A 26,140-nucleotide genomic window follows, 5' to 3' on the forward strand; every position below is an offset into this window, starting at 1 on the left:
TTGCCACCAGGCGCCGTGAACGACTGTCTACGAGGGCTCGGCGACCCCGCGCGCGCCATTGAACGTGTTCAAGAACGTGGTTGACTGAGCGCATGACGACGAAGTCGGAGCAGACGCGCGAGGCCCTCGTCGAGACGGCGTTGGCGATGTTCCGCGAGCACGGCTACGAGAAGACGACGATGCGCGCGATCGCCGCGGAAGCCGGTGTCTCGCAAGGAAATGCGTACTACTACTTCGACGGCAAGGACGCGCTCGTCCAGCAGTTGTACCTGCGCCTCCAGGCCGAGCATCGCGACGCCGCGCTGGCCGCCATCCGCGACGGAGCGCCGCTGGCCGACAACCTATGCGCGCTGTGGCGGGCGGGCATCGACGTCATGGAGCCGTATCACGGCTTCGGTTCGACGCTGCTGACGACGGCGCTGCAGGCGTCGTCGGGCACGAGCCCGCTGTCGGGAGCGTCGACGCAGGCGCGCGACGATGCGATCGGTCTCGTCGCCGACGTGCTCGAACGCTCGAAGGGCGTGCCGGGTGGCGCACTGCGACGCCAGTTGCCGATGTTGCTGTGGCTCGTCTATCTCGGCATCACGCTGCACTGGGTGTGCGATGACAGCGAGCAGCGGGCGCGCACGATGACGCTCATCGACGGCGTCGCCCCCATCCTCGCGCGCATGCTGACGCTCGCACGGCTGCCCGTGGGACGCGGGCTCGTCGCGGACATCACCGCCCTCGTCGAGAAGCTGGCGCCGACCGGATCTCTTCCGACGGCGCTGTCGGAGCCTGCATCCAGGACGTCGAGCACCGTCCGCACCGAAGACGACTGAGGCGCCTCGCGGTCAGCTCTCGACGGCCGTGAGCAGCGTCCGCAGCGACCCGGCGAGGTGGGCGCGAGCGTCGTCGTCCATGCCGGCGAGCAGGCGGCGTTCGTGGTGCAGCAGCGCGTCGAACGCGGCGTCGACGGCCCGCAGTCCCGCGGGGGTCAGCCGGACGAGGACGCCGCGGCGGTCGCTCGGCGATGGTTGACGCGAGACGAAGCCGCGTCGTTCGAGTCCGTCGACGCGATTCGTCATCGTGCCGGAGGTGACGAGTGTCTGCTGCACGAGGGCGCCGGGGGAGAGCTCGAACGGCTCGCCTGCGCGGCGCAGGGCGGACATCACGTCGAACTCCCAGCCGTCGAGTTCATGCTCGGTGAAGACGGCGTTGCGCGCCTGGTCGAGGCGCCGCGCAATACGGCTGATGCGCGAGAGCACTTCGAGCGGCGTCGTGTCGAGCCCCGGGCGGACGCTGGCCCAGGCATCGACGATGACGTCGACCTCGTCATGGTGCGGCTTGCCGTCGGGAGCGGTCGACGCCGCAGACGCGATGTCGTCGGCGCCCTTTGGGCCGAAAGCACGGTTCGAGTCGGCAGGGCGCGGCGAACCGGTGAGTGACATGCCGTCAGTCTATCGCTCGTCAAGAAACTTGATGTCGAGAGACTTGCCCTCGGCAGACGGCGTCAGCCCTCGTCACGCGATGTCGTCGTCCGTCTCGTCGTCGCCCAGGCCCATCGGTGCCACCATGTTGTCGACGTCAGGCTCGTCGTCGGCCACCGGCGCGGCGGCGACGAGCGTGGGCGTGGCGTCGAGGCCGGTGAGTCCGTTCCAGCCGAGGTTGACCATGTGGGCGGCCATCTGGGTGGCGTCGAATTCCTGGCCGTGCTCGATCCACCAGTCGCCGGTGAGGGCGGCCATGCCGATGAGCATCTGCGCGTAGATCGGCGCGAAACGGGGGTCGATCTCGCGGCGCGACATGACGCGGGAGAGTTCGTTCTCGATCTTTGTGGCGATGTCCGACATGAGGCTCGCGAGGGAGCCCGTCGAGTGCCAGGACGGGGCGTCACGGATGAGCACACGGAAACCGTCGGGGTTGGCGCTGATGTAGCTGAGTTGGGCGGTCACGGCGCGTTCGAACAGTTCGCGGGGTGTGCCGTCGTCGGTCAGGGCGCTCGCGATGTGGTCGAGGAAGCTGCGCGTCTCGCGGTCGACGATGACGGCGTACAAGCCTTCCTTGCCGCCGAAGTGCTCGTAGACGACGGGTTTCGTCACGCCCGCCGCCGCCGCGATCTCCTCGACGGTCGCCGCTGCGACGCCTCGTTCCGCGAACGTGCGGCGCCCCACGTCGATGAGCTGTTCGCGACGCTGGGTGCCCGACATGCGCGTGCGGCGAGGAGTTGTCATGCCCTCCATTGTGCCGGGTGGGCGGGAGGTCGCAGCCGAGACCTGGGGCGCCCGGGCGGGCTGACGCGGCGGTGGTGCGGTCTGCACCGTCGATCCCGGGGATGCGTCGCGGCGTCGACGGAGTGCAGCGCGGCCCGGCGTGAACTACTCTTGTGCGGTCCGCGCTTCGCGGACGTTCCCCGGTTGCTCTGCTGGCAGGGGCCGCCTGACTTTGAATCAGGACTAGCGACGTTGGTTCGATTCCAACCCGGGGAGCCTGAAAGCCCGACCATCATCGTCCGAGAGCGCGTCATCGTCGACGCGTTTCCGGGCGAAGAACACGCGGGACGTGACGCCAATCAGCGACGACGAGACGTCACGACACCACCGGCGGCGATGGCCGCGAACGCGAGTCCGGCGAGGCCCAGCTCACCGGACGTCGAGGAGCTCCGCGACGCGACGAGGTCCGTCTGCACCTTCGGGCCGATCGGCTTCGGGGCGGGCTTCGTCAGAGTGAGCGTGCCCGGCATCGGCTTCGTCGGCTGGGCAGGGGGAGTGACGGTGCCGTTCGGCTGAACCGTCGGCAGGCCCTTGCCCGTCGCCGGAATCGTGCCGGTGACGCTGAACGCCGACCCGCTCGTGTTGCCCTTGACGGTGATCGTCGCCGTCTTCCCGGCCTGGTTGATCTTCGAGAGGTGACGAGCGGGGAACGTCTCCATGGGGCACTTCTCAGGACGCATGCATCACGATGGCGCTTCCCTCCGCGCGACGTCGGCCGCGAGAACCGCAGCTTGGTGCGGCAACGACCCACTTCTACGCCGAACCCGTCAGGGTGATCCATATTTTCCCAATGCGACAAGTGCATGTCGCCGATACAGTCACGTATAAAAAAGCGGTCGGCCATTAGGACGACGCACCTGGCACCGACGGTGACACGTCGATGAACGTCTACTTCTCCAACTCCACCTCGAACCGCGGCACGCCGATCGCCGTCGACGACATGCAGAACTCGTCCAACGGCGACGCCGCGCTCGTCCACCTCGGCGAACCGGCCCCCGTCAACCAGAACATGCCGCTCGCGGACTCCTACGACGCGACGGCGGGCGACTCCGGCGTCATCGAGGGCTACGGCCTGCGCGCCAACCGCGTCCCGACGTCGAGGCTCTACAAGGCCGACGTCTCCATCCTCGGTGAGAGCACCGACGCCTACGGTGGTCGCGCGATCCACCTCGAGGGCGTCAACGGCTCCTCGAATCACGGCGACTCGGGTGGCCCGCTCATCGTCAACGGCCAGATCGTCGGCGTCTGCTCGACGGGCGACTCCGCCGATCCCGGCTCCGACTTCCACGCCGACTCCAACTACGCCAACCTGACGGACAGCCGCCAGTGGATCGCCGACGTCACGGGCGTGTGACGGTTCATCGACGCTGACACTGCACTCATCACGAGGCCGTCGGCACGCAACACGCGTGCCGACGGCCTCGTCGTGCCGGGGAGAGGGGTGACGTCTGTGCTTTCCGCGTCGTCGTGCGAACGGAGGTCGCGGTCAGCGGCCTACCGGAAGGCTGGTCAGACCGCGCGGTACAGAACGCGAGGTGGCAGGGTCTGCAGATGCTGACGCACGATGACGCCGCGTTCGATCAGCGCCGTAAGCGCATCGTCGAGCGCGGCCCGCTGTGCCGGCGGCCTCGAGTGCCTCGCGATCTGCCGGGCCGTTCCGAAGAGCCGCCAGGACGTGACGCGCGGTCGTCGATTCAGTCGGGGTCATGAGGGCTCTCTCTCGTGGGTCACGGTGCTCGTGCATCGCGAGCTGACGACAATGGTGGTCCGCCTGTGGCGATGGCGCTCAGGGTGCAGCGGGCAGGGATGGACCCTGGCGGCGCCGAGTAACGCCTTCATGGACAGCGAGTGGCTGACGAACAACGCGCGCCCCGCAGCCTTTGGGGCTACGGGGCACGCGACGTTACGCAGTTGACGGATGATCAGGCCGGCCAGGTGTCCGACATGCGGTGCTCGCCGGTCTTCACCACGAGGTGGTGAGTGGAGCTCGCCTGCGCTGCGTCAGCCGAGTTGGCGGCGACGATGGCCACCGTCGGGGCCGCGGCGGCAGCCACGAGCGCAGCGGATGCGGAAATCTTCTTGAACATGGCCATGGTCACTCCTGGATATGATGCGTAATGTAGAGAGTTCAACAACTTGCTCCACGCTGAGTCAAGTTGTGTGTCAAGTATGCCTCGCTTTTGGGGCTGGAAGTAGTTACCGATGAGTTTTGGTGAACGCCTGAAGGCGGCGCGCAAACAGGCGGGCCTTTCGCAGACAGAACTGGCGGGCAACAGGTGCAGCGTCAGCTACGTCTCTCACCTCGAATCGGGCCGTCGGACCCCGACTCCGGACATGCTTCGCTACTTCGAGACCAAGCTGAATCTCGAGCCCGGCACGCTCGGGAGTGCCTCCGATCTGTCCGGGTTCGGGCGCCGCAAGGCGGGAGAGGCCGAGGCGGTTGCTCTTTACTCCGAGGCCGTTCTTTCGTGGCGCCAGGGTTCATTCGGTCTTGCCTTCGAACAGGCGCAGGACGCCCGCCGCCAGCTGTCGACGGTCGGACGTTCCGACATCACACTTCTCATCGGTGCCTTGCTCGTCGAGATCAACATCGACCTCGGGCACTACCGCGAGGCAGTCGCTGAGGCCACGGCTCATTTGACAGCTGCGCGCGCGGTCGGCTCCAGCTTGCTCGAAGCGCGGGCCGGCATCCTCACCTCCAAGGCGGCGCGTCTCGACGGGGACGCGCGGCTCGCCGCGTCGAGCGCTGCGGACGCCGTGCGACTCTGCCAGTCCGCGCACCTCCCCATGATCGTGACGGCGCAGGCACTCATGGCCGCCATCTCAGCCGGGCATGACGATGCCGGCGCCTACGCCCACGAGCTCGAAGAATCAGCCGCAGCGCTCGAGGAGACCCCGACTCGCGGCCTGGCCGAGTGGGTGCTCGGCAACGTGGCGTGGCACAGCGGTGACGTCGAAGCGGGCAAGGCTGCGCACGATCGAGCGAACCAGCTCCTGTCGCCCACCGCAGACTTCCGTAACTGGGCTCGTTTTCCGCGCGTTGCGGCGGAAGAGCGACTCCAGGCCGGCTGCGAGGACGGGGTCGCGGAACTGCTACGCGAAGCGAAGAGCCGCCTCGACCTGCTCGAGAGCGCCGATGAATTGGCGACCCTCGCCATCGTGCGTGCACGGTTCGCGCGGGCGCAGGGGCACGTGGATGAGGCGCTCGATGACATCCGCGCCGCCCTCGAGGATGCCGACCTGCCGCCGAGCACGCAGGGGCGCCTGTACCTCGCCGCCGCCCACGCCTACGGTGAACAGGGCGACATCACGCAGGCGACGGCCGTAGCACTGCAGGCAGCACGCCGCTTCACCGAGGCCGGCGACGTCAACCAAGCCCGTACTGCCTGGGAGTTCGTCGACGCGACCGCGCAGGCCGCAGAGCAGGCGAACGCCTGACGTCAGGGCGTTCGCAGCCGCGTCAGCAGAGTTTCGATCGCGGCCGCGAAACCTGCCGGGTCGGCGAGCATCGACAGGTGGCCGGCTCGCGGAATCGTCGCCGTCGGCGCGCCCGCGAAGTTCTGTTGCGCGACCTGGAGCGAGCCGCCGGACGTCGCGTCCTCGGCGCCCCAGACGATGCCGCGCGGCACGCGGATGGCGCGCACTTGCTCGGGGCTCAGGTGCGTCATCGCGTGTGCGGCCATGACGCCCATGGCGTCCTCCGCGTCGCGCGAGCGCAGCGGCCGCATCCACGCGTCGATCAGTCGGTCGGCGTCGGGGCCCTGCAGGCCGCGACACGTCGAACCGCACTGGTCGTCGAAGATCGGGCGCGCGAGCACGTTCGTCTGCGTGCCGAGTCGGTAGAGCGTCGTGACGTACGGCAGGCGCGAGACGACGCCCGTCCACGCACCCGGGTCGGCCGATCGTCCCTCGAAGGCCATGGCGTCGCCGTCGGCGAAGATGACACCGCCGATGGCGCCCGGGGCATCGAGCGCCGCGCGCCCGACGACGGCCGCGCCCAGCGAGTGCCCGACGAGCACCGGCCGCTCGATGTGCAACGCCTCGATCAGACCCGTGACGGCACGCGCCTGATCCTCGATCGAGTAGTGGCCCGTGTACTGCGAGTAGCCCGCCCCGGGCAGGTCGATGGCGTAGACGACGTGGTTCTTCGCGAGCTCCGGCGCCGTGAGCGACCACGCGACCGTCGACTCGGCGAAACCGTGGACGAGCACGATCGGCGTGCCGTGCGAACCCCACACGCGGTAGTGCACGCGCGCGCCGTCGACGACGGCGTCGCGCCCGTCGGGTGCCTGCAGCGTCTGCGACGGCCGCACGAGGGCGTTGAACGTCAACGATGCGATCGTCACGACAAGAAACAGCTTGACGACGACGCGCGCCACCCGGCGCACCAGCCGTCGACCACGCCCTGGAGCGGGCTGGCCGCCAGGGGAGGCGCCGCCGTCGGGCGCACTGGCGGCGGTGCTCATGCGGCTCATTCGGCGCGGCCGTTCGTCGCGTCGTCAGCAGTGTTCGCGCCGGCTGCGCCCGCGACGTCCTCACCGACAGTGCCGGTACCACCGGCAACCTCGCCGGCGCGCATCGACTCGACATAGGCCGTGATGCGGCGCCCGCCGTACCCCTGCACCCAGATCGCCGCGGAGATGTAGAGAAACAGCAACGTGATGACGATCCACGGCGCCCAGTGACCGTCGAGCCACCAGATGACGACGACGGGGACGAGATACGTCGCGAGTTGCGTCAACCCGCCGAGGACCGCGTGCCAGGTGCCCTGCGGATCGTGCGGCGCCCCCGTTGCGTCGCGTGCCCGCTCTTCGCGGGCCGCAGCCTGTTCGCGACGCATCTGTGCACGCTCAGCGGCCGTCTGCGGGCGGCGTCGCGGTTTCAGCCCGAGGTTCGTCGCGAACGCCTGACGGGTCAACGACTGCGTGCCGACGTGCACGAGAATCATCCCGAGGCGCAGGCACGTCAGCGATCCGGGGCGACGCTCTCGCCGAGCACGATCATGACGAACAGGCCGATGCGTTCGACCAGGTGCGGGCCGCTGAGGCGCGGCGCGTCCGACTCCTTGACGTCCGGGCGCCGCAGCGACAGGCTCATCTCGAGGAGGGCGAGGGCGGCGAGCGCCCAGCCGAGCAGGTGCTCGGGCACGAGCGGGGTGAGCAGCCACAGGGCGCTGACGCCCGGGCCCCACAGCAGCGGACGCAGAGCCCCGGCGCCGCGTCGTCCGCTCCACCACAGCGGCCACACGGCCGTGCGCGCGATGACGTAGCCGACGGCGAACAGCCACGGATGGCCGTCGATGAGGGGTTCGACCCCGAGTGCGAGCACGCCGACGCCGGCCATCGAGGCGAACATGAGCGGGCGTCCGCGTGGGCCGATGCCGCCGCGCACGTTCGTCAGCGCCGTCACGTTGAACCATGCGAACCACACGAGCATCGTGAGCCCGATCGTCGCGGCGATGCACCCGCGACCCGGGTCGCCGTGCAGCAGGTGGTGAGGCGCTCGATGGCGACGACGAAGACGAGGTCGCAGAACAGCTCCAACGACCCGACGCGTTGGTGACGCACGGTGGTCTCGCCGATCGCCTGTGACATGCACCCAGCATGAAGGCGTACAGGGGAGCGCGACGAATGCACGCAGCGCCTCTGGCGGTGGTGGGCGGTAGAGTCACCTCTATATGCCCCGTCGCCCGCACCGGGTGGGCCGCCGGGGCGGGCCAGACCACCGATCGTCGATCCGCAGGGAGTCACTCGCGTGAGCGCACCCCGTCCCGCAGCCGTCATCGTCCTCGCCGCCGGCGAGGGCACCCGCATGAAGTCCGACATCCCGAAGGTGTTGCACACGATCGGTGGCCGCAGCCTGCTCGGCCACGCCATCGACGCGGCGCGCGGCACGCAGCCGCAGCATCTCGCGGTCGTCGTGCGTCACCAGCGCGACGTCGTCGCCGCGCACATCGAGCAGTTCGAGTCGGGCGCGACGATCGCCGATCAGGACGAGATCAAGGGCACCGGCCGCGCCGCCGAGTGCGCCCTCGACGTCCTGCCGGCCGACCTGAGCGGCACCGTCCTCGTCACCTACGGCGACGTGCCGCTGCTCGCGACGCAGACCCTCGTCGACCTGACTAGCGCGCACGAGGCGGGCGGCAACGCCGTCACCGTGCTGACCGCGGAGGTCGAGAACCCGACCGGCTACGGCCGCATCCTGCGCGACGAATCCGGTTCCGTCGCCGGCATCATCGAGCACAAGGACGCTCTCGCCGCCCGCGAGGCCGGGGACGCGAAGCTCGCGCACGCGCTCGACATCCGCGAGATCAACTCGGGCATCTACGCCTTCGACGCGATCGTGCTGCGTGAGAGCCTCTCGAAGGTGACGACGGACAACGCCCAGGGCGAGAAGTACCTCACCGACGTCCTCGCCCTGGCCCGCGCGGCCGGTGGGCGCGTCGAGGCGCACACGATCACCGACCTTTGGCAGACCGAGGGTGTCAACGACAAGGTGCAGCTCGCCGCGATGGGCCGCGAGCTGAACCGTCGCGTCGTCGCGCAGGCCATGCGTGACGGCGCCATCGTCATCGACCCGGCGACGACGTTCGTCGACGTCGACGTCTCCATCGGCCGCGACACGGTCGTCCAGCCGAACACCCAGCTGCGCGGCGCGACGACGATCGGTGCGCGCTGCGAGATCGGCCCCGACACGACGCTCGTCGACACGGAGGTGGCCGACGACGCGTCCGTCGTGCGCACGCAGGCCAACCTCGCGACGATCGGCGCCGGCGCGAGCGTCGGCCCGTTCAGCTACCTGCGCCCGGGCACCGAACTCGGCGCGAAGGGCAAGATCGGCGGGTTCGTCGAGACGAAGAACGCGCAGATCGGTGACGGCGCCAAGGTGCCGCACCTCACGTACTGCGGCGACGCCGTCATCGGTGAGGGCGCCAACATCGGCGCGGGCACGATCTTCGCCAACTACGATGGCGTCAAGAAGCACACGACGCACGTCGGCGCGCACAGTTTCGTCGGCTCCGACTCGGTGCTCATCGCGCCTGTCACGATCGCTCCGGGCGCCTACGTCGCGGCCGGCAGCGCCGTCGACGGTGACGTCGAGGCCGGCCAGATGGCTGTCGCACGCGGCCGTCAGCGCAACATCGACGGCTGGGTCGAGCGCCGCCGTGCCGGGACGAAGACGGCGGACGCCGCGCGTGACGTCGCGCACGCCTCGCCCCGGGCCGCCGCCGGTGAAGCGGCGTCCACTAGTGTTGACGAGGAATTCTCCGCAGACGAAGGGATCACGAAGTGAGCCTGTCCATGAAGCGCACCACTGAGAAGAACCTCATGGTCTTCTCCGGGCGGGCCAACCCCGAGCTCGCGAAGGCGGTCGCCGAGGGCCTCGGCACGCAGCTCGTGCCGATGCAGGCGTACGACTTCGCGAACTCCGAGACGTACGTGCGTTACGACGAGTCCGTGCGCGGCTGCGACGCGTTCGTCATCCAGAGCCACACCGCTCCCGTGAACCAGTGGATCATGGAGCAGCTCATCATGGTCGACGCGCTCAAGCGCGCCTCCGCGAAGCGCATCACCGTCGTCGCGCCGTTCTACGGCTACGCCCGTCAGGACAAGAAGTCGCGCGGTCGCGAGCCGATCTCGGCGCGCCTGGTCGCGGACATGTTCAAGACGGCCGGCGCGAACCGCCTCATGGCCGTCGACCTGCACACCGACCAGATCCAGGGCTTCTTCGACGGCCCCGTCGACCACCTGCAGGCGCTGCCCGTCATCACCGACTACGTCGCCAAGAAGTACGGCGACGAGAACCTCGCCGTCGTCTCGCCGGACGCGGGCCGCATCAAGGTCGCCGAGGCGTGGAGCAAACGCCTCAACGGCGCGCCGCTGGCGTTCATCCACAAGACGCGTGACGTCACGCGCCCCAACCGGTCGGTCGCGAACCGCGTCGTCGGCTCCGTCGAGGGCCGCACGTGCCTGCTCGTCGACGACATGATCGACTCCGGCGGCACGATCTGCCACGCCGCGGACGCGTTGATGAACGCGGGCGCGGAGTCCGTCGTCATCGCCTCGACGCACGCGATCTTCTCCGACCCGGCGGTCGAGCGGCTCGCGAACTCGGTGGCGCGCGAGGTCATCGTCACCGACACGCTGCCGATCACGGACGAGAAGAAGTTCGACAAGCTGACGGTGCTGTCGATCGCACCGCTGCTGTCGCAGGCGATCCGCGAGGTCTTCGAGGACGGCTCCGTGACGAGCATGTTCGACGAGATGGAATGATCTCACCCTGACGAACGCGGCGCCGCGCATCCCACCCGGGGTGCGCGGCGCTGCGCGTTCACGCCGTTTCGTGTTCGCGCGCCGCCCCGCTAGACTGTTCCGGTTGCCTCGGCGAGGGACGAGACGGGCGCGCGCAGCGAGCCCCGAGCGTCCGTGATCGACGCGGTGGCGCTCGTCTGCGAGATCCCGCGGCCCCAGGCCGCCCGCGCCGACCTGCGTCGACGCGCCCGCATCGTGTCCGCACGTCACGTCCCGACGAGGCCACCGACCATTCCGGCGGCACGCGTCGTCGGTCCTGACGCACCGAAGGGCACCACCATGGCTGCTGACCAGATCGTTCTCGAAGCTCAGCTTCGCACCGAGTTCGGCAAGGGCGCCGCGCGCCGCATCCGCCGCAACGACATGATCCCCGCCGTCCTCTACGGGCACGGCGAGACGCCGGTTCACCTCGAACTGCCCGGCCACGACACGATGATGGCCGTCAAGAACCCGAACGCGCTGCTCACGATCCGTTTCGACGGCAAGGAGGAGCTCGCGCTCGCCCGGGATGTCCAGCGCGAGGTCATCCGTCGCTTCATCGAGCACGTCGACCTCGTCATCGTCAAGAAGGGCGAGAAGGTCGAGGTCGACGTTCCGGTCCACGCCGAGGGTGAGGCCGCTGCCGAGACCGTCGTCACGACCGAGAACGGCATGCTGACGGTCCTCACGCCCGCCACGGACATCCCCGAGGCGTTCACCGTCTCCGTCGAGGGCACCGAGGCCGGCACGCAGATCCTCGCCAAGGACGTCACGCTGCCGTCCGGTGTCGAGCTCGTCTCCGACGAGGAGATGCTCGTCATCAACGTCACCGAGCAGATCTCCGCCGAGGCCCTCGATGCCGAGCTCGCCGAGGCCGAGGCCGAGGCCGGCATCGAGCACGAGGAGACCGAGGGCGACGACGCCGCCGAGGCTCCCGCCGAGGGCGACGCCGCGGAGGGCTCCGAAGACTCCGAGTGATCCGCCGCCCGCCTCCACGCGGGCATCGGATCTTCACGACGACGGGCCGTCGCTCACCGATCCTGGTGAGCGGCAGCCCGTCGTTCGCGTTCCGTCGCGGCGCGGTCGTCGGCTCGATCGCTGGCCCGATCGCGGATGAGGGCGCGCGTCTCGTCGACGTGCCCAGCGTTCGCCCATGCGCGATCCGGCATACTTGGGCCTCGTGGATGAGGCGCGCACGCAACCCTGGCTGGTGGTCGGGCTCGGCAACCCCGGGCCCCGGTACGCCGGCAACCGGCACAACGTGGGCGCGATGGTCGTCGAGCGCATGGCCGCTGACCCCGGCGTCGCCCTGCGCGCGCACAAGGCGCGCGCTGCCGCAGCAGAGATTCGGTTGGGGACGCTGCCGGGCGGGCTGCCCGGCCCGAAGGTCGTCCTCGCCGTGCCGAGCACGTACATGAACGAATCGGGCGGGCCCGTCAGCGCGCTCATGAAGTTCTTCAAGATCCCGGCCGAGCGCCTCGTCGTCATCCACGACGAACTCGACATCGACTTCGGCGCGGTGCGCCTGAAGTTCGGTGGCGGCGAGGGCGGCCACAACGGGCTGCGCTCGATCAGCAAGAGCATCGGGACGAAGGACTACCTGCGCGTCCGCCTCGGCATCGGGCGCCCGCCCGGACGCATGGAGGTGAGCGACTTCGTACTCAAGGACTTCTCCGCGACCGAGCGACGCGAACTCGACTTCCTCATCCACTCGGGCGCGGAGGCGGTCGAACTGCTCGTCCACCGCGGTCTCGACGACGCACAGAACCTCGTGCATGCCCGCTGAGGGCGTGAGCCGCCGGCTCGCGCTGCACACCTGGCTCGCGACCGCGGTGGTCGCGCTCGCCGGCGTGCTCTTCGTCGTCGTCGCGCCCGGTGTGGGCGACATGTGGGCGGCGCTCGCGCGCGCTCAGGCAGCGCGGGACGGCGTGGGCCTCGGCTACTGGTTCAGCTGGTACAGCGGCGCCCACCCGCCGGGGGGATACTCCGTCCTCGTGCCCTGGCTGTCGGCCGCCCTTGGTGCCCACGCCGTCGTCGCGCTCGCGGCCACGGCCATTCCATGGGCTGTGGCACTCACCGTCACGCAGGTGCGGCGCCCGATCGTGGCCGTGTGGGTCGCGACGCTGAGCGCCGTCATGACGCTCGGCGCCGGTCGCACGACGTTCCTCGTCGGTGCCGTCATCGCCCTCGGGGCGCTTGATGCCGCCATCCGCGACCGTCGCTGGACGGCGTCGCTGCTCGTCATCCTCAGCGGCCTCGCCTCACCCGTGGCGGTGGCGTTCGTGCTCGTCGGATTCGGGGCGGGGCTGCTCGTCCGTCGGATCTCGCTCGTTCCCATCCTGATCGGCATCGCCTTCATGGGCGTCTCGTCGCTCGTGTGGGGTAGCAGTGGGCCAGAGGGGTATGGCTGGGGCAGAGCGCTCACCTCCCTCGTCCTTCTCGGCTTGTTCCTGCTCGCCAAGCCTGCGAAACCGGTCGTCCTCGCCATCGCCATCACCGCCGTCGCGGTGCTCGTGTTCTCCGCCGTCCCCAACGCGCTCGGCTCCAACCTCGCGCGCCTCGTCTTCGCGGTGCTGCCCGTCGCCGTCGCCGCGACGGCCCGCCGCAGCAACCGGATGACGGCGTGCGCCGTGCTGCCGGCCCTGGTCTGGTCGGGGTACTTCACCGCCCACGATCTCGCGGACGCCCGCGCATCGGCGTCGTCGGTGACGGTGTACCGGCCCCTGTCGGACGCGCTCCAGGCGTTGCCCGGCATCGAGAACAGCCGCATCGAGGTCGTCGCCGACGGCACGCACACCTCGGCGTTCGTCATGGCTGAGGATTTCTGGTTGGCGCGCGGGTACGAGACGCAGGCCGACCGCAGCCTCTCCGACGCGTTCGTCGACCGCGAGGCGCACATCTCCGACGCGGAACTCACCGGGTGGCTGCAGGATTCGGCGGTGCGCTACGTCGCTCTCAACCGCCATCCGGTGAAGAAGACGGGGCAGTGGCGCACCGTCGCCGCGACGCCCCCGGGCTGGCACGAGGTGTGGTCGAACGACCAGTGGCGCGTGTTCGAGGTGCCGGACGCCAAGCCGCTCGTCACCGACGGCGCCACGATCACGGACAAGACCTCCTCCCACCTCATCCTGCGGGTCGAACCCTCACGCGACGTCATCGTGCGAACGCGCTGGTCGTCGTTCCTGCACGCCCGGGTCATCGAGGAGCGCGGCCCCAGCGACCAGCGAGCCGGGCGGGATGACGCGCCGCGCGTCGTCCTCGAACCGACGCCCGACGGGTGGACGCGCGTGCGTCTCGACGGCTCGTCGGCGGCGCGTGACGTGGAATTGTTCGGACGGCCGTGACTGCCCCCGGCGTATCCCTCCATCGTTCGTGCCCCGCGGGGTGATGAGGGGGTGAATGCCCGGAATTCCGGGGTTGTCGCCGCTCCGTTCTAGACTTCACGCGTCGCCCGCCGACGAAGCCGTCGCCCCTTCCGGGCGCGCGCGGCGTTTGCGTGCGTCGTCACCGATTCGACGAAGGAGCCCGCATGCCCGAGGCCGCCCACCTGCCGCTCGCGCCCCTGCTGACGCGCGTGTGCGCCGACGAATCCGTCAAGCGGCTGCTCGCGCTGGCCGCGGACGAGTCGCTCGTCGACATCGCGGCCGCGGCCGGTCTGCGCGCTCCTCTCGTGGCGGCTCTGCTGCAGACTGGCGGCGACGTGGCGGGGCCGATGCTCGTCGTCACCGCGACGGGGCGCGAGGCCGACGACATGGCGACGGCCCTGCGCAACTTCGTCGACTACGACGACGTCGCCGAGTTTCCGTCGTGGGAGACGCTGCCGCACGAGCGCATGTCGCCGCGTTCCGACACGGTCGGGCGGCGTCTCGCCGTGCTGCGCCGCCTCAGGCACCCGGAAGCGGGCGGGACGTACGGGCCCGTCCGCGTCGTCGTCGCGTCGGTGCGCGCCCTCATGCAGCCCATGGCGAAGGGCCTCGGCGACCTCGAACCCGTGAGCCTCGCCGCCGGTGACGAGCGCCCGCTCGAGGACATCGTGGAAGCCCTCGTGGCCGCGGCCTACACGCGCGTCGACATGGTCGAGCGCCGCGGCGAGTTCGCCGTGCGCGGTGGCATCCTCGACGTGTTCCCGCCCACCGAGGATCACCCGGTGCGCCTGGAGTTCTGGGGCGACACCGTCGAGGAGATCCGCTGGTTCAAGGTGGCCGACCAGCGTTCGCTCGAGGTCAACCCGCACGGGCTGTGGGCCCCGCCGTGCCGCGAACTGCTGCTCACCCCCGAGGTCCGTGAGCGCGCGGCTGAGCTCGCGCCGAGCCTGCTGGGCGTCGCCGACATGTTGACGAAGGTCAGCGAGGGCATCGCCGTCGAGGGCATGGAGTCGCTCATGCCGGCGCTGCTGCCGGCCGGCATGGAGACGCTCATCGACGTGCTGCCGGATGCTGCGCGCGTCGTTCTCGTCGACCCCGAGCGCGTCCGCACCCGCGCGCACGACCTCGTCTCGACGTCGCAGGAGTTCCTCGAGGCGAGCTGGACCAATGCGGCCGCCGGCAACGCCGTCCCCGTCGACCTACGAGGCGTGCTCGACGGCGCGTCGTACCGCAGCCTTCTCGAACTGCGTGAGCATGCGCTCGCGACCGCTCACCCCTGGTGGTCGTTCAGCTCGTTCGCGGCCGACGACGAGTTGCACGAGTTCCTCGAGGACGACCTGCCGGGTACCCGCGTCACGATCGACTCGCAGGACGTGCCGAACTACCGCGGCGACACCGAGCGCGCGTCCGCCGAGGTCGCGGCTCACGTCGCGGCCGGGCGCAGCGTCGCCGTCGTGACGGACGGCCCGGGCTTCGCCAAGCGCGTCACCCAGGTGTTCGCCGAGCACGACCTCGCCGCGCGCCCGATGACGCAGGTCGCCCCCGGTGTCGAGGTCGCGACGGGTTCGCTCGGCCGCGGCTTCGAGATGCCCGCTGCGGGGCTCGTCGTCCTCACCGAGGCCGACCTCACCGGCTCGGCGGGAACGGCGAGCACGAAGGACATGCGACGCATGCCGTCGCGCCGCCGCAACGTCGTCGACCCGCTGCAGCTCAAGCCGGGCGATCACGTCGTCCACGAACAGCACGGTGTCGGCCGGTTCGTCGAGATGATGCAGCGTACCGTCGGCGGCGCGACGCGCGAATATCTCGTTCTCGAGTACGCGGCGAGCAAGCGCGGTCAGCCCGGCGACCGGCTGTTCGTGCCCACCGACCAGCTCGACCAGGTGACGCGCTACGTCGGCGGCGAGATGCCGACGCTGTCGAAGATGGGCGGCTCGGACTGGGCGGCGACCAAGTCGAAAGCCCGCCGTCACGTCAAGCAGATCGCCGGCGAGCTCATCCGCCTGTACTCGGCTCGACAGGCGACGCCGGGTCACGCGTTCGCGCCCGACACGCCGTGGCAGCGCGAGCTGGAGGACGCCTTCGCGTACGTCGAGACGCCCGATCAGCTCTCGAGCATCGAAGAGGTCAAGGCCGACATGGAGAAGACGGTGCCCATGGACCGTCTCGTCTGTGGTGACGTGGGCTACGGCAAGACCGAGATCGCGGTGCGCGCGGCGTTCAAGGCGGTGCAGGATTCCAAGCAGGTCGCGGTCCTCGTGCCGACGACGCTGCTCGTCAAGCAGCACTATCAGACGTTCGCCGAGCGTTACGCGGGCTTCCCCGTCAAGCTCGCGTCGCTGTCGCGTTTTCAGAGCGACAAGGAGGCGCGCGAGGTCGTCGCGGGGCTCAAGGACGGCTCGATCGACCTCGTCATCGGAACGCACCGGTTGCTGAGCAAGGAGATCGAGTTCAAGGATCTCGGGCTCGTCATCGTCGACGAGGAGCAGCGCTTCGGCGTCGAGCACAAGGAGCAGCTCAAGCAGATGCGCACGGCCGTCGACGTGCTTGCGATGTCGGCGACGCCGATCCCGCGCACGCTCGAGATGGCTGTCACCGGTATCCGCGAGATGTCGACGCTCGCGACGCCGCCGGAGGAGCGTCACCCCGTCCTGACGTTCGTCGGGGCGTACGACGAGAAGCAGCTGACGGCGGCCATCCGACGCGAGCTGATGCGTGAAGGTCAGGTGTTCTACGTCCACAACAAGGTCGGCAGCATCGAGAAGCAGGCTGCGCGAATCCGCGAACTCGTGCCCGAGGCGCGGGTCGCGACGGCGCACGGCAAGATGGGGGAGGCGCGCCTGGAGGAGGTGGTCGTCGACTTCTGGGAGCGCAAGTTCGACGTGCTCGTCTCGACGACGATCGTCGAGACGGGTCTCGACATCGCCAACGCCAACACCCTCATCGTCGAGCGCGCCGACCAGCTCGGCCTCAGCCAGCTGCACCAGCTGCGCGGACGCGTGGGGCGCGGTCGCGAGCGCGCGTACGCCTACTTCATGTTCCCGGCTGAGAAGCCGCTGACCGAGACGGCGCACGACCGGTTGCAGACGATCGCGAGCAACACCGACCTCGGCGCGGGCATGCAGATCGCGATGAAGGATCTGGAGATCCGCGGTGCCGGCAACCTGCTCGGCGGCGAGCAGTCCGGCCACATCGCGGGGGTTGGGTTCGACCTGTACGTCCGCATGGTCGGTGAGGCCGTCGCCGACTACCGCGGCGACGACACCTCGTCGATGCCGGTCGAGATCAAGATCGAACTGCCCGTCGACGCCCACCTGCCGCACGAGTACGTGCCGGGGGAGCGGCTGCGCCTCGAGGCGTACAAGAAGCTCGCGAGCGTGGAGAACGAAGCGGCCCTCGACGAGATCATCGCCGAGCTGAAGGACCGCTACGGCGAGCCGCCCGCACCTGTGCTCAACCTGTTCGACGTGGCCCGGCTGCGTACCATCGCGCGGCAAGCGGGCATCAGCGACATCGGGGTGCAGGGCAAGTACGTCCGTTTCGGCCCGGTCACCGAGTTGCGCGAGTCGCAGCAGATGCGCCTCGAGCGCCTCTTCCCGGGCACGCTCGTCAAGACCAACCAGGAGCGGTTGCTCGTGCCCATGCCGATGACGAAGCCCGTCGCCGGCAAGCCGCTTCGCGACCAGGCGATCCTGCAGTGGGCGGCGCAGCTCGTCCAGGCCGTGCTGCTCGACGACATCGCCGCCGCCGCAGCGGCGCAGGAGATGGCGCGCGCGGGCGGAGCGCGACGATGAGCGGCAGCATCGCCCTGCTCGTCGTCAGCCCGCGGGTGCCCGCCGGGCTGATGACGCGCGACGCCTGGCGGCGGCTCGAAAGCGCTGACGCCGTCCTGGGCCGCGCGGGTGACGAACCGCTCGTCGAGGTCACGCGCGACGAGGGCTTCGACGTCGAGATCCGTGACGAGCCCCCGGCCGCCACGGCACATGCCCTCGTCGCGGCGGGGGTCGCCGGGCGTCACGTCGTCTGGCTAGGTTCGGCGGACGCCGATCCCGGTCTCACCGACGCGCTCGCCGGCGAGCTGACGCGTCTCGACGACCCGCCGCCCGTCGAGGTCGTCGTCGGGTCGTGGGACGCCCCCGGTTCGCGCCTGCTCGACGCCGTCGCCGTCATGGACACGTTGCGCTCGCCCGGCGGCTGCCCGTGGGATGCCCAGCAGACGCACGCGAGCCTCGCACCGTACCTCGTCGAGGAGGCGTTCGAGGTCACCGAGGCCATCGCCGAGGCGAGCGGCGAGCACCTGCGGGAGGAGCTCGGCGACGTGCTGCTCCAGGTGCTCTTCCACGCCCGCGTGGCCGCGGAGCGCGAGGAGGACGGCTTCGACGTCGACGACGTCGCGGCGACGCTCGTCGAGAAGCTGGTCAAGCGTCACCCGCACGTCTTCGCCGACGGTGCCGCCTCGAACCCCGAGGAGGTCGAAGCCGAATGGGCGAGGATCAAGGCGGCCGAGAAGCCGGAGCGTGACGCGAACGATCCGCTGGCAGGCATCCCGGCCGGGATGCCGCCGCTCGAGCGGGCCGTCAAGGTCGTCGGGCGGTTGACGAAGGCGGGGCAGGCCGAACGCGTGGAGGCCCTCGCCGCCGAGGATTCCATCGGGGCGGCGCTGGTCGACCTCGTCGTGCAGGCCCGTGGCCTCGGAGTCGACCCGAGCGTCGCGCTCTCCGCCACGCTGTCGCGCCTGCACGCCGCGCCCCTCGGTGATCACCTCGGGGGCATCGACCACGCTGAGCACGCCGAGCCCCACCCCGCCCCGCCGGACGCAGACCTGCCGCGAGGCGGCGGGTGACGCGCGTCCCTTTCTCGACAGACCCCACGTTCCTACCCGGCAGTACCCCAGCGGTTCGTTAGGCTCGACACTGACGCGGGTGATCAGACCCGCTGCCCGAATCAACCACGTGTATCGGAGAGTTCTGTGGCAACCATTGAAGGCATCGGCGCTCGCGAGATCCTTGACTCGCGCGGCAACCCCACGGTCGAGGCCGTCGTGCTCCTCGACGACGGCACCAACGAGAGCGCGGCTGTCCCGTCGGGTGCCTCGACGGGCGCCTTCGAGGCGGTCGAGCGTCGTGACGGCGACAAGAAGCGCTACGGCGGCAAGGGTGTCGAGGACGCCGTCGACGCCGTCATCGAGCAGATCGCGCCGCACCTCGTCGGTTTCGACGCGGATGAGCAGCGCCTCATCGACGCCGAGATGATCGAGCTCGACGGCACGGACAACAAGGGCAAGCTCGGCGCGAACGCCATCCTCGGCGTGTCGCTGGCCGTGGCCAAGGCGGCCGCGAAGTCTGCGGGTCTCCCGTTGTACCGCTACGTTGGTGGCCCCAACGCGCACGTTCTGCCGGTGCCGATGATGAACATCCTCAACGGTGGTTCGCACGCGGACACGAACGTCGACATCCAGGAGTTCATGATCGCGCCGATCGGTGCGGAGAGCTTCAAGGAGGCCCTGCGCATGGGCACGGAGGTGTACCACGCGCTCAAGGCCGTCCTCAAGGACAAGGGTCTCGCGACGGGCCTCGGCGACGAGGGTGGCTTCGCCCCGAACCTCGAGTCGAACCGTGCGGCGCTCGACCTCATCCTCGAGGCCGTCGAGAAGGCCGGGTACAAGCCGGGTGAGCAGATCGCGCTGGCGCTCGATGTCGCAGCGTCCGAGTTCTACGACGGCGGCACGTACACGTTCGAGGGCCAGAAGCGCGACGCGGAGTGGATGACGAACTACTATGCCGAACTCGTCGAGGCGTACCCGCTCGTCTCCATCGAGGACCCGCTCAACGAGGACGACTGGGACGGCTGGGCGCACATCACCGACAAGCTCGGTGACGCCGTGCAGCTCGTCGGTGACGACCTGTTCGTCACCAACCCCGAGCGTCTGCAGAAGGGCATCGACAACGCGGCCGGCAACGCGCTGCTCGTCAAGGTCAACCAGATCGGTTCGCTGACGGAGACGCTCGACGCCGTCACCCTCGCCCAGACGAACGGTTACCGCTGCATGATGTCGCACCGTTCCGGTGAGACGGAGGACACGACGATCGCCGACCTCGCCGTCGCGACGAACTGCGGCCAGATCAAGACGGGTGCCCCGGCGCGCTCGGAGCGCGTGGCGAAGTACAACCAGCTGCTGCGCATCGAGGAGGACCTCGACGACGCGGCGGTCTACGCCGGTCGCAAGGCCTTCCCGCGCTTCTCGAACAACTGAGCGGCGTCTTGGCGAATCGCAATTTCCGTACCTCCCGCTCCGGTGATGACACCGGGGCGGGAGGTTCGCGCGCCCGCACCGGCTCGCGTCCCGCCGGCCGCGATCTTTCCCGCCCACGCGGCTCGAGTCCGCGTGGCTCGACACGTCCGACGCTGCGTCAGCAGCTCGACGATGCGCCGGTGGCGCGTCGTCGAGCCGACCCGGGCACGGTTCGCCGTTTCATCACGATGAGCGCTCTGCTCGCCGTCATGCTCGTCGTCCTCACGCCCACGCTGCGTAGCTATCTGCAGCAGCGCAGCGAGATCGCGGAATTGAAGCGGGAGAAAGTCGCCGGTCAGCAGCGCGTCGACGCGCTGACCGCCGAGCGCAAACGCTGGGACGACCCGGCGTACGTGAAGCAGCAGGCGCAGGAGCGGCTCGGGTACGCGATGCCGGGCAAGTCGATCACGGTGTACGTGGACGATGCCGGCACGACGCACGCGACGACGCCGCGCAACGGCGTGGCAGATGCCACGGGTCTGTCATCGCACCCGTGGTACGGGCAGATCTGGGGTTCGATCTCGACCCCGGCGGAGGGCGAGAAGTGAGCACGATGGACATGAACGAACACTCGGGCGTCAGCCCGCAGGACGTTGCGGCGATCGAGAAGCAGCTCGGACGGGTGCCGCGCGGCGCGGTCGAGGTGTCGGCGCGTTGTGCGTGCGGGTGTCCGACGGTGGTGCGCACGCTGCCGCGCCTGCCGGACGGCACTCCGTTCCCGACGTCGTTCTACGCGACGTGCCCCCGCCTGACGGGCGCCATCTCGACGCTCGAGTCGCAGGGTGTCATGAAGGAGATGAGCGAGCGTCTCGAAGCCGACGCCGACCTTGCGGCCGCCTACCGCGCCGCCCACGAGGATTATCTGAGGCGCCGCGGCGAGCTCGGCGATGTGCCGGAGATCGACGGCATCTCCGCGGGCGGCATGCCGACGCGCGTCAAGTGCCTGCACGTGCTGGTCGCGCACTCGCTGTCGGTGGGCCCCGGCATCAACCCGCTCGGTGACGAAGCGCTGGCGTTGCTCGGCGATGCGTGGTGGAAGAACGGCTGTTGCGGTGCGGGAGACGAAGGAGACGATGACGATGAGTGAGCGTCGGGTCGCGGCGATCGACTGCGGGACCAACTCGATCAGGTTGCTCGTGGCGGCCGACGGCGGCTCGGGGCTCACCTACCTGGCGCGGCGCAGCGAGATCGTGCGCCTCGGCCAGGGCATCGACGTCTCCGGCCGCATTGCCGACGCCGCGATGCAGCGCACACTGCTCGTCACGCGCGAGTACGCCCAGCTGTGTCGGGAGTACGACGTCGACACCGTCCGCTTCGTCGCGACGTCGGCCTCCCGCGACGCCGCCAACGCGGATGAATTCACCGACGGCGTGCGACGCGCGTTCGCCGCGTTCGGGGACGACGTCGTCCCCGAGGTCGTCTCCGGGCTGGAGGAGGCGGCGCTCAGTTTTGCCGGCGCGACGGCAGGCCTCGGTGCCGAGGCGCGCGCGCCGTATCTCGTCGTCGATCTCGGCGGCGGGTCGACGGAGCTGGTGCGCGGCTCGCAGGATGTCGAGCAGTCGATCTCCCTCGACATCGGCTCCGTGCGCCTGAGTGAGCGTCACCTGCGCAGCGATCCGCCGACGCAGGCCGAGATCGACGCTGCCCTCGTCGATATCGATGCCGCCCTCGACGAGGCGGAGGCCGCCGTCGACCTGCCAGAGGTCGCGACGCTCGTCGGCCTCGCCGGTTCGATCACGACGGTGACGGCGCACGCGCTGGGGCTGCCTGCGTACGACTCGTCGCGCATCCACGGTGCGTGCCTCACGAGCGAGCAGGTGATCGGCTCGTGCGACGCCGTCCTGGGCGCGACGCGCGCCGAGCGCGGCGCGATGGGGTTCATGCATCCGGGTCGTGTCGACGTCATCGGCGCGGGTGCGCTGATCTGGCGCACGATCGTCGAACGCGTGCGCGAGCGCGCGGGCGTCACCACGTGCGTGACGAGCGAGTCGGACATTCTCGACGGCATCGCGATGAGCATGCTTTGAGGCAGAGCGCATGACGCGAAGGCGCCCCGGGGAACACCGCGTTCTGCCGGGGCGTTGTCATGGTGAACGAGGTCATGTCGTCCGCAAGGGCGTCATGACCCTGTCGTTAGGATGAGGTGCCCTCGTAGCCCAACGGCAGAGGCAGGCGACTTAAAATCGCTTCAGTGCGGGTTCGAATCCCGTCGAGGGCACCACGTCACGTCCTTGAGGAGGGGCCCCATGGCCGGTAATCCGGTGTTCAGCAAGTTCGAGCGTGACATGCGTTCAGGTCAGGCCGCCAGCTTTCAGGCGGGTGGGCAGCAGCAGGGGTACGGCTTCCCGCAGCAGCCGGCGTCCGGGCCCATGTACAACCCGACGTTCGGTGCGCCACAGGTGCAGCCGGAGCGGATGACGCTCGATGACGTCGTGACGAAGTCACTCAACCTCTTCGGGCTGCTGCTCGTCGTGGCGGCAGGCACGTTCGTCTTCGCAGATCGGGCGATCGACTCGCAGACGAGTTCGACGGCCCTCGGCCTGTGGGCCGGCGGTGGCATCGTCGCCTTCGTGCTGTCGCTCGTCATCGCGTTCCGCAAGACGATCTCGGTTCCGCTGATCCTCGCCTACACGGTGTTCGAGGGGTTGTTCCTCGGCGCCGCCAGCGCGTTCTTCAACTCGGCCTACCCCGGGGTGGTCGGGCAGGCCATCCTCGCGACGCTGTGTGTCTTCGGCGGGATGTTGCTGGGGTACAAGACCGGCGTCATCCGCGTGACGGCGCGCTCCCGTCGCATCTTCGCGGGCATGCTCATCGGGTACCTGCTGTTCGCGCTCGTCAATTTCGTTCTCGTCCTGACGGGGCTCCAGAGCGGCTTCGGCATCGGCGGCAGTGGCGCGCTCGGCATCGGCATCTCGCTGTTCGCGGTGGCACTCGCCTCGTACTCGCTCGCGATCGACTTCGACTCGATCCAGCAGGGCGTCAACGCGGGCGTTCCGCGCCAGACGTCGTGGCTCATGGCGTACGGCCTGATGCTGAGCGTGGTGTGGCTCTACGTCGAGATGCTGCGTCTCATCGCCCGCTTCCGCGACTGACGATGACGGCGATTCTTCCTGGCGCCGGCGACCCGCTCGAGGATGAACTCGGGCGGGTCGTCCGCACGTTGCGGGCGCTGCCTCCGGGCGCGCCGGCCGACCACGCAGCCTGCGCGCTCGCACGGTTCGTCCGCATGGTCGCGGGGGAGGACGAGGAGTCGGAACGGCTGGCGGCGCGCACGGCGCAGTTCGACGGCGCGTGGGCTGCCGCGGTCATCGCGACGCTCGTCCACGACGTGGTGAACCCCGCGACGATGGCTGACGGCTCGTCCGGCGCATCCGACGGGCAGCGCCTGGCATTGGCAGATGAGCTCCGTCGGCTGAGACGCGAACTCGACGGCCGTGGGTGCTGCCCCGGGGGCCATCGCAGGGCGTCGCACGGGCGTGGCGCCCCGCCGCGTTGATCTCAGGAGCTCCGTATGACCTCGCGCATGAACCCCTACATCCAGTTCCGCGACACCGCGAAGGACGCACTCGAGTTCTACGCCCGGGTCTTCGGCGCGGACTGACGATCTCGACGTTCGGTGACATGGGAGTGGAGGGCGCCGGGGCGGGCAAGGTCATGCACGGCATGCTGAAGACGCCGTCCGGTTTCACGCTCATGGCCTCGGACACGCCGGAGCAGATGGAGCACACGCCCGGTGGCAACATCACGATCTCGCTCTCCGGCGACGACGCCGACGACCTGCGCGGATGGTTCGCGGCGCTCTCTGAAGGCGCCGACGTGACGCTGTCGCTCGCCGTCCAGATGTGGGGGGACGAGTTCGGAATGCTGACCGACAGCTTCGGCGCGAACTGGATGGTCAACATCGCGACGTCGCAGGCCCGTGCGCAGGCCTGAACCCGGGCTGGGCATGGCCGGCACACCCTACGAGATCGATCGCGGCGTTCATCCACCCCGCGGTACAGCCTGCACACGCGCATCCCATGGGCACGTGCGCATGACGACCACCCGCATGCGATGCCTCAGCCGAGCGTCACCACAGGACAAGTATCACGGCATGACGAACGGCGGGCCCCAAAGGGCCCGCCGTTCGTGTCATGCGGTGTCCTGATCGCCAGCGCCACTCGGCCGTGCCGAGCAGCGGGGTCGATCAGTTGAGGCGTTCGTAGATGATGGCCATACCCTGGCCGCCGCCGACGCACATCGTCTCGAGGCCGAACTGGCCGTCGGTGGACTGGAGTCCGTTGAGCAGCGTCGTCGTGATGCGCGCGCCGGTCGAGCCGAAGGGGTGGCCGAGAGCGATGGCGCCGCCGTGAACGTTCAGCTTGTCGAGGTCCATGCCAAGGTCGTGGGCGCTCGGCAGCACCTGCGCGGCGAAGGCCTCGTTGATCTCGTACAGGTCGATGTCGCCGATGCTCATTCCGGCGCGAGCGAGGGCCTGCTTGCTGGCTTCGACGGGGCCCATGCCCATGATCTCGGGGGAGAGGCCGCTGACGCCGGTGGAGACGACGCGGGCAAGCGGCTTGAGGCCGAGCTGTTGGGCCTTGACGTCGCTCATGACGACGAGCGCCGCGGCGCCGTCGTTGAGCGGGCAGCAGTTACCGGCGGTGACGGTGCCCTCCTCGCGGAAGACGGGCTTGAGTCCGGCGACCGAGTCGTACGTGACGCCGGCGCGGGGGCCGTCATCGGTGGAGACGACAGTGCCGTCCGAGAGCGTGACGGGCGCGATCTCGCGGGCGAAGAACCCGTCGGCGATGGCCTTCTCCGCGCGGTTCTGCGAGCGGACGGCCCACTCGTCCTGCTCCTGACGGGAGACGCCGCGGTAGGTGGCGACGTTCTCGGCCGTCTGGCCCATCGCGATGTAGACGTCGGGAAGCTCGCCCGACTCACGGGGGTCGCTCCAGCGTGCGTTCGTCTTGGCCGTCTCGAGGGTTCGGGCCATGGCGTCGGCGAAGCGGGGGTTGAGGTCAGCGTCGTCCGAAGCACCCGCACCGGCGAAGTTCGTGTATTGGGAGACGCACTCGACGCCGGCGGAGATGAAGATGTCGCCCTCGCCGGCCTTGATGGCGTGAGCGGCCATGCGCGTCGTCTGCACGGAGCTGGCGCAGAAGCGGTTCACGGTGGCGCCCGGCACGGTGTCCATCCCGAGCAGGACCGAGACGACGCGAGCCATGTTGTTGCCGTGGCGCCCGGAGGGCTCGGCGCACCCCAGGTACAGGTCCTCGACGAGCGAGCGGTCGAGGCCGGGCACCTTGGCGAGGGCGGCGTCGACGACCTGGGCGGCGAGGTCGTCGGGTCGGACATCCTTGAGTGAACCCTTGAACGCGCGCCCGATGGGCGTGCGTGCTGCGGAGACGATGACGGCTTCAGGCATGGGGTGTTCCTTCCGGCTTTGGGCGCGGTCGCCCACGGTTTCCGATGCGAGTCTAGGTGCCACGCCCCCGCCGCGGAGGGGAACGGCCCAAGCGGCTCGGCCGGCCCGATTTGCACGCTCCGAAGAACCTGGGCTAATGTTTACGAAGTCAGCCCGACAGGGCGGGCACCGGAAGCGAAAACCCCGCTTCGATCCATGATCGAAGGTCCGGCAGGTACACGACGGTGCGGCCCGGCTGATGCTTCATCTGGAGCCAAGTGCGCGAGATAACGGCGAGAGCCGGAATTGACGCCCAAGAGCCGGATGGATTACGGTTAAGAAGTTGCCCCGAGCGGGTGGCGAGCAAAAGTTCGCCGCTTCGTGTGGTGTGCGATGGTGTTTTGAGAACTCAACAGCGTGCCGATGTGATCATCGCCAAACATTTTAGTGGCACTCATGGAGTGTCGCGTGTTTTGGCTGAGTGATTAATGATTGTACAGAACGACGATGACCCTTTTGGGGTTGTTGTTTGTCACCGTTTTTTTCTCGGT

Annotated in this window: 25 protein-coding genes and 2 tRNA genes; 19 read left to right on the forward strand and 8 right to left on the reverse strand. The window is 69.3% G+C overall.

Going from position 1 to position 26,140, the window contains the following annotated elements:
- Positions 1-92 precede the first annotated feature (92 nt).
- Positions 93-821 (forward strand): TetR/AcrR family transcriptional regulator, encoded by a 729-nt coding sequence (locus tag ABH936_RS13280; protein WP_404603479.1) that lies wholly within the window; start codon positions 93-95, stop codon positions 819-821.
- A 12-nt stretch (positions 822-833) separates the two neighbouring features.
- Here the strand turns inward: ABH936_RS13280 and ABH936_RS13285 are convergent, their stop codons facing one another.
- Positions 834-1,430 (reverse strand): MarR family winged helix-turn-helix transcriptional regulator, encoded by a 597-nt coding sequence (locus tag ABH936_RS13285; protein WP_404603480.1) that lies wholly within the window; start codon positions 1,428-1,430, stop codon positions 834-836.
- 72 nt (positions 1,431-1,502) lie between these two features.
- Positions 1,503-2,222, reverse strand: a complete 720-nt coding sequence (locus ABH936_RS13290) for a TetR/AcrR family transcriptional regulator (protein ID WP_404603496.1) — start codon at positions 2,220-2,222, stop codon at positions 1,503-1,505.
- Positions 2,223-2,389: 167 nt separating this feature from the next.
- On the opposite strand from ABH936_RS13290, the gene ABH936_RS13295 reads away from it, so the two are divergent.
- A tRNA-Gln gene (locus ABH936_RS13295) sits at positions 2,390-2,468 on the forward strand.
- Positions 2,469-2,551: 83 nt separating this feature from the next.
- Here the strand turns inward: ABH936_RS13295 and ABH936_RS13300 are convergent.
- The gene (locus ABH936_RS13300) at positions 2,552-2,911 is read right to left on the reverse strand and encodes a hypothetical protein (RefSeq protein ID WP_404603481.1); all 360 of its coding nucleotides are present in this window, start codon (positions 2,909-2,911) and stop codon (positions 2,552-2,554) included.
- Between the two features lie 221 nt (positions 2,912-3,132).
- On the opposite strand from ABH936_RS13300, the gene ABH936_RS13305 reads away from it, so the two are divergent.
- Positions 3,133-3,606 (forward strand): trypsin-like serine protease, encoded by a 474-nt coding sequence (locus ABH936_RS13305; RefSeq protein WP_404603482.1) that lies wholly within the window; start codon positions 3,133-3,135, stop codon positions 3,604-3,606.
- 568 nt (positions 3,607-4,174) lie between these two features.
- Here ABH936_RS13305 and ABH936_RS13310 read toward each other — a convergent pair.
- Positions 4,175-4,345 carry a hypothetical protein gene (locus tag ABH936_RS13310; RefSeq protein WP_404603483.1) on the reverse strand — a complete coding sequence of 57 codons (171 nt, stop codon included), beginning with the start codon at positions 4,343-4,345 and terminating at the stop codon, positions 4,175-4,177.
- A gap of 109 nt (positions 4,346-4,454) precedes the next feature.
- Here ABH936_RS13310 and ABH936_RS13315 point away from each other — a divergent pair, with 109 nt between their 5' ends.
- The gene (locus ABH936_RS13315) at positions 4,455-5,690 is read left to right on the forward strand and encodes a helix-turn-helix domain-containing protein (RefSeq protein ID WP_404603484.1); all 1,236 of its coding nucleotides are present in this window, start codon (positions 4,455-4,457) and stop codon (positions 5,688-5,690) included.
- Positions 5,691-5,692: 2 nt separating this feature from the next.
- On the opposite strand, the gene ABH936_RS13320 is transcribed toward ABH936_RS13315, so the two are convergent.
- The 3 genes from ABH936_RS13320 to ABH936_RS13330 are packed head-to-tail and all read right to left on the reverse strand — an operon-like array spanning position 5,693 to position 7,850.
- Positions 5,693-6,718 carry an alpha/beta fold hydrolase gene (locus ABH936_RS13320; protein ID WP_404603485.1) on the reverse strand — a complete coding sequence of 342 codons (1,026 nt, stop codon included), beginning with the start codon at positions 6,716-6,718 and terminating at the stop codon, positions 5,693-5,695.
- Between the two features lie 5 nt (positions 6,719-6,723).
- Positions 6,724-7,191 carry a hypothetical protein gene (locus tag ABH936_RS13325; protein WP_404603486.1) on the reverse strand — a complete coding sequence of 156 codons (468 nt, stop codon included), beginning with the start codon at positions 7,189-7,191 and terminating at the stop codon, positions 6,724-6,726.
- 26 nt (positions 7,192-7,217) lie between these two features.
- Positions 7,218-7,850, reverse strand: coding sequence for a low temperature requirement protein A (locus tag ABH936_RS13330; protein ID WP_404603487.1), 633 nt, complete (start codon positions 7,848-7,850; stop codon positions 7,218-7,220).
- Positions 7,851-8,006: 156 nt separating this feature from the next.
- On the opposite strand from ABH936_RS13330, the gene glmU reads away from it, so the two are divergent.
- From glmU to ABH936_RS13405, 15 genes are all read left to right on the forward strand, one after another.
- The gene (glmU, locus tag ABH936_RS13335) at positions 8,007-9,545 is read left to right on the forward strand and encodes a bifunctional UDP-N-acetylglucosamine diphosphorylase/glucosamine-1-phosphate N-acetyltransferase GlmU (protein WP_404603488.1); all 1,539 of its coding nucleotides are present in this window, start codon (positions 8,007-8,009) and stop codon (positions 9,543-9,545) included.
- 8 nt (positions 9,546-9,553) lie between these two features.
- Entirely contained in the window at positions 9,554-10,525 is a 972-nt protein-coding gene (locus tag ABH936_RS13340) for a ribose-phosphate diphosphokinase (protein ID WP_074041144.1), read from the forward strand.
- A 318-nt stretch (positions 10,526-10,843) separates the two neighbouring features.
- Positions 10,844-11,521, forward strand: coding sequence for a 50S ribosomal protein L25/general stress protein Ctc (locus ABH936_RS13345; RefSeq protein ID WP_404603489.1), 678 nt, complete (start codon positions 10,844-10,846; stop codon positions 11,519-11,521).
- 175 nt (positions 11,522-11,696) lie between these two features.
- Positions 11,697-12,329 (forward strand): aminoacyl-tRNA hydrolase, encoded by a 633-nt coding sequence (gene pth, locus ABH936_RS13350; RefSeq protein WP_404603490.1) that lies wholly within the window; start codon positions 11,697-11,699, stop codon positions 12,327-12,329.
- Positions 12,319-13,887 (forward strand): hypothetical protein, encoded by a 1,569-nt coding sequence (locus tag ABH936_RS13355; protein WP_404603491.1) that lies wholly within the window; start codon positions 12,319-12,321, stop codon positions 13,885-13,887. Before pth ends, ABH936_RS13355 begins: the two co-directional genes overlap by 11 nt.
- A 185-nt stretch (positions 13,888-14,072) precedes the next feature.
- Complete coding sequence (gene mfd / locus ABH936_RS13360; protein WP_404603492.1) at positions 14,073-17,702, forward strand: transcription-repair coupling factor; 3,630 nt, start codon at positions 14,073-14,075, stop codon at positions 17,700-17,702.
- The gene (locus ABH936_RS13365; RefSeq protein WP_404603493.1) at positions 17,699-18,751 is read left to right on the forward strand and encodes a MazG family protein; all 1,053 of its coding nucleotides are present in this window, start codon (positions 17,699-17,701) and stop codon (positions 18,749-18,751) included. The genes mfd and ABH936_RS13365 overlap by 4 nt, the downstream gene beginning before the upstream one ends.
- A gap of 126 nt (positions 18,752-18,877) precedes the next feature.
- A complete protein-coding gene (eno, locus tag ABH936_RS13370) occupies positions 18,878-20,161 on the forward strand; it encodes a phosphopyruvate hydratase (RefSeq protein WP_006946760.1) in 1,284 nt (427 codons plus the stop codon).
- Between the two features lie 179 nt (positions 20,162-20,340).
- On the forward strand, positions 20,341-20,748 hold the full coding sequence (locus ABH936_RS13375) for a septum formation initiator family protein (RefSeq protein ID WP_050786589.1): 408 nt from the start codon (positions 20,341-20,343) through the stop codon (positions 20,746-20,748).
- Between the two features lie 5 nt (positions 20,749-20,753).
- Positions 20,754-21,287, forward strand: coding sequence for a DUF501 domain-containing protein (locus ABH936_RS13380; protein ID WP_241725762.1), 534 nt, complete (start codon positions 20,754-20,756; stop codon positions 21,285-21,287).
- Complete coding sequence (locus ABH936_RS13385) at positions 21,280-22,227, forward strand: exopolyphosphatase (RefSeq protein ID WP_165584704.1); 948 nt, start codon at positions 21,280-21,282, stop codon at positions 22,225-22,227. The genes ABH936_RS13380 and ABH936_RS13385 overlap by 8 nt, the downstream gene beginning before the upstream one ends.
- A 118-nt stretch (positions 22,228-22,345) precedes the next feature.
- A tRNA-Leu gene (locus ABH936_RS13390) sits at positions 22,346-22,421 on the forward strand.
- A gap of 25 nt (positions 22,422-22,446) precedes the next feature.
- Complete coding sequence (locus ABH936_RS13395) at positions 22,447-23,292, forward strand: Bax inhibitor-1/YccA family protein (RefSeq protein ID WP_038569159.1); 846 nt, start codon at positions 22,447-22,449, stop codon at positions 23,290-23,292.
- Positions 23,293-23,294: 2 nt separating this feature from the next.
- On the forward strand, positions 23,295-23,696 hold the full coding sequence (locus ABH936_RS13400) for a hypothetical protein (RefSeq protein ID WP_074041139.1): 402 nt from the start codon (positions 23,295-23,297) through the stop codon (positions 23,694-23,696).
- 125 nt (positions 23,697-23,821) lie between these two features.
- Positions 23,822-24,133 (forward strand): VOC family protein, encoded by a 312-nt coding sequence (locus tag ABH936_RS13405; protein WP_404603494.1) that lies wholly within the window; start codon positions 23,822-23,824, stop codon positions 24,131-24,133.
- Positions 24,134-24,386: 253 nt separating this feature from the next.
- Here ABH936_RS13405 and ABH936_RS13410 read toward each other — a convergent pair whose 3' ends face one another.
- Positions 24,387-25,610, reverse strand: a complete 1,224-nt coding sequence (locus ABH936_RS13410) for an acetyl-CoA C-acetyltransferase (protein WP_404603495.1) — start codon at positions 25,608-25,610, stop codon at positions 24,387-24,389.
- Positions 25,611-26,140: the final 530 nt, after the last annotated feature.

The organism is Dermacoccus sp. GAS27A (genome assembly GCF_044909235.1).
Lineage (GTDB): Bacteria > Actinomycetota > Actinomycetes > Actinomycetales > Dermatophilaceae > Dermacoccus > Dermacoccus nishinomiyaensis.

What these genes read in the sequence shown, in the direction of transcription:
- ABH936_RS13280 (WP_404603479.1), top strand. Translation starts at nt 93, where the DNA reads ATGACGACGAAGTCGGAGCAGACGCGCGAGGCCCTCGTCGAGACGGCG.
- ABH936_RS13285 (WP_404603480.1), bottom strand. Translation starts at nt 1,430, where the DNA reads ATGTCACTCACCGGTTCGCCGCGCCCTGCCGACTCGAACCGTGCTTTC.
- ABH936_RS13290 (WP_404603496.1), bottom strand. Translation starts at nt 2,222, where the DNA reads ATGGAGGGCATGACAACTCCTCGCCGCACGCGCATGTCGGGCACCCAG.
- ABH936_RS13300 (WP_404603481.1), bottom strand. Translation starts at nt 2,911, where the DNA reads ATGGAGACGTTCCCCGCTCGTCACCTCTCGAAGATCAACCAGGCCGGG.
- ABH936_RS13305 (WP_404603482.1), top strand. Translation starts at nt 3,133, where the DNA reads ATGAACGTCTACTTCTCCAACTCCACCTCGAACCGCGGCACGCCGATC.
- ABH936_RS13310 (WP_404603483.1), bottom strand. Translation starts at nt 4,345, where the DNA reads ATGGCCATGTTCAAGAAGATTTCCGCATCCGCTGCGCTCGTGGCTGCC.
- ABH936_RS13315 (WP_404603484.1), top strand. Translation starts at nt 4,455, where the DNA reads ATGAGTTTTGGTGAACGCCTGAAGGCGGCGCGCAAACAGGCGGGCCTT.
- ABH936_RS13320 (WP_404603485.1), bottom strand. Translation starts at nt 6,718, where the DNA reads ATGAGCACCGCCGCCAGTGCGCCCGACGGCGGCGCCTCCCCTGGCGGC.
- ABH936_RS13340 (WP_074041144.1), top strand. Translation starts at nt 9,554, where the DNA reads ATGAAGCGCACCACTGAGAAGAACCTCATGGTCTTCTCCGGGCGGGCC.
- ABH936_RS13345 (WP_404603489.1), top strand. Translation starts at nt 10,844, where the DNA reads ATGGCTGCTGACCAGATCGTTCTCGAAGCTCAGCTTCGCACCGAGTTC.
- pth (WP_404603490.1), top strand. Translation starts at nt 11,697, where the DNA reads ATGCGCGATCCGGCATACTTGGGCCTCGTGGATGAGGCGCGCACGCAA.
- ABH936_RS13355 (WP_404603491.1), top strand. Translation starts at nt 12,319, where the DNA reads ATGCCCGCTGAGGGCGTGAGCCGCCGGCTCGCGCTGCACACCTGGCTC.
- mfd (WP_404603492.1), top strand. Translation starts at nt 14,073, where the DNA reads ATGCCCGAGGCCGCCCACCTGCCGCTCGCGCCCCTGCTGACGCGCGTG.
- ABH936_RS13365 (WP_404603493.1), top strand. Translation starts at nt 17,699, where the DNA reads ATGAGCGGCAGCATCGCCCTGCTCGTCGTCAGCCCGCGGGTGCCCGCC.
- ABH936_RS13380 (WP_241725762.1), top strand. Translation starts at nt 20,754, where the DNA reads ATGGACATGAACGAACACTCGGGCGTCAGCCCGCAGGACGTTGCGGCG.
- ABH936_RS13385 (WP_165584704.1), top strand. Translation starts at nt 21,280, where the DNA reads ATGAGTGAGCGTCGGGTCGCGGCGATCGACTGCGGGACCAACTCGATC.
- ABH936_RS13395 (WP_038569159.1), top strand. Translation starts at nt 22,447, where the DNA reads ATGGCCGGTAATCCGGTGTTCAGCAAGTTCGAGCGTGACATGCGTTCA.
- ABH936_RS13400 (WP_074041139.1), top strand. Translation starts at nt 23,295, where the DNA reads ATGACGGCGATTCTTCCTGGCGCCGGCGACCCGCTCGAGGATGAACTC.
- ABH936_RS13405 (WP_404603494.1), top strand. Translation starts at nt 23,822, where the DNA reads ATGGGAGTGGAGGGCGCCGGGGCGGGCAAGGTCATGCACGGCATGCTG.
- ABH936_RS13410 (WP_404603495.1), bottom strand. Translation starts at nt 25,610, where the DNA reads ATGCCTGAAGCCGTCATCGTCTCCGCAGCACGCACGCCCATCGGGCGC.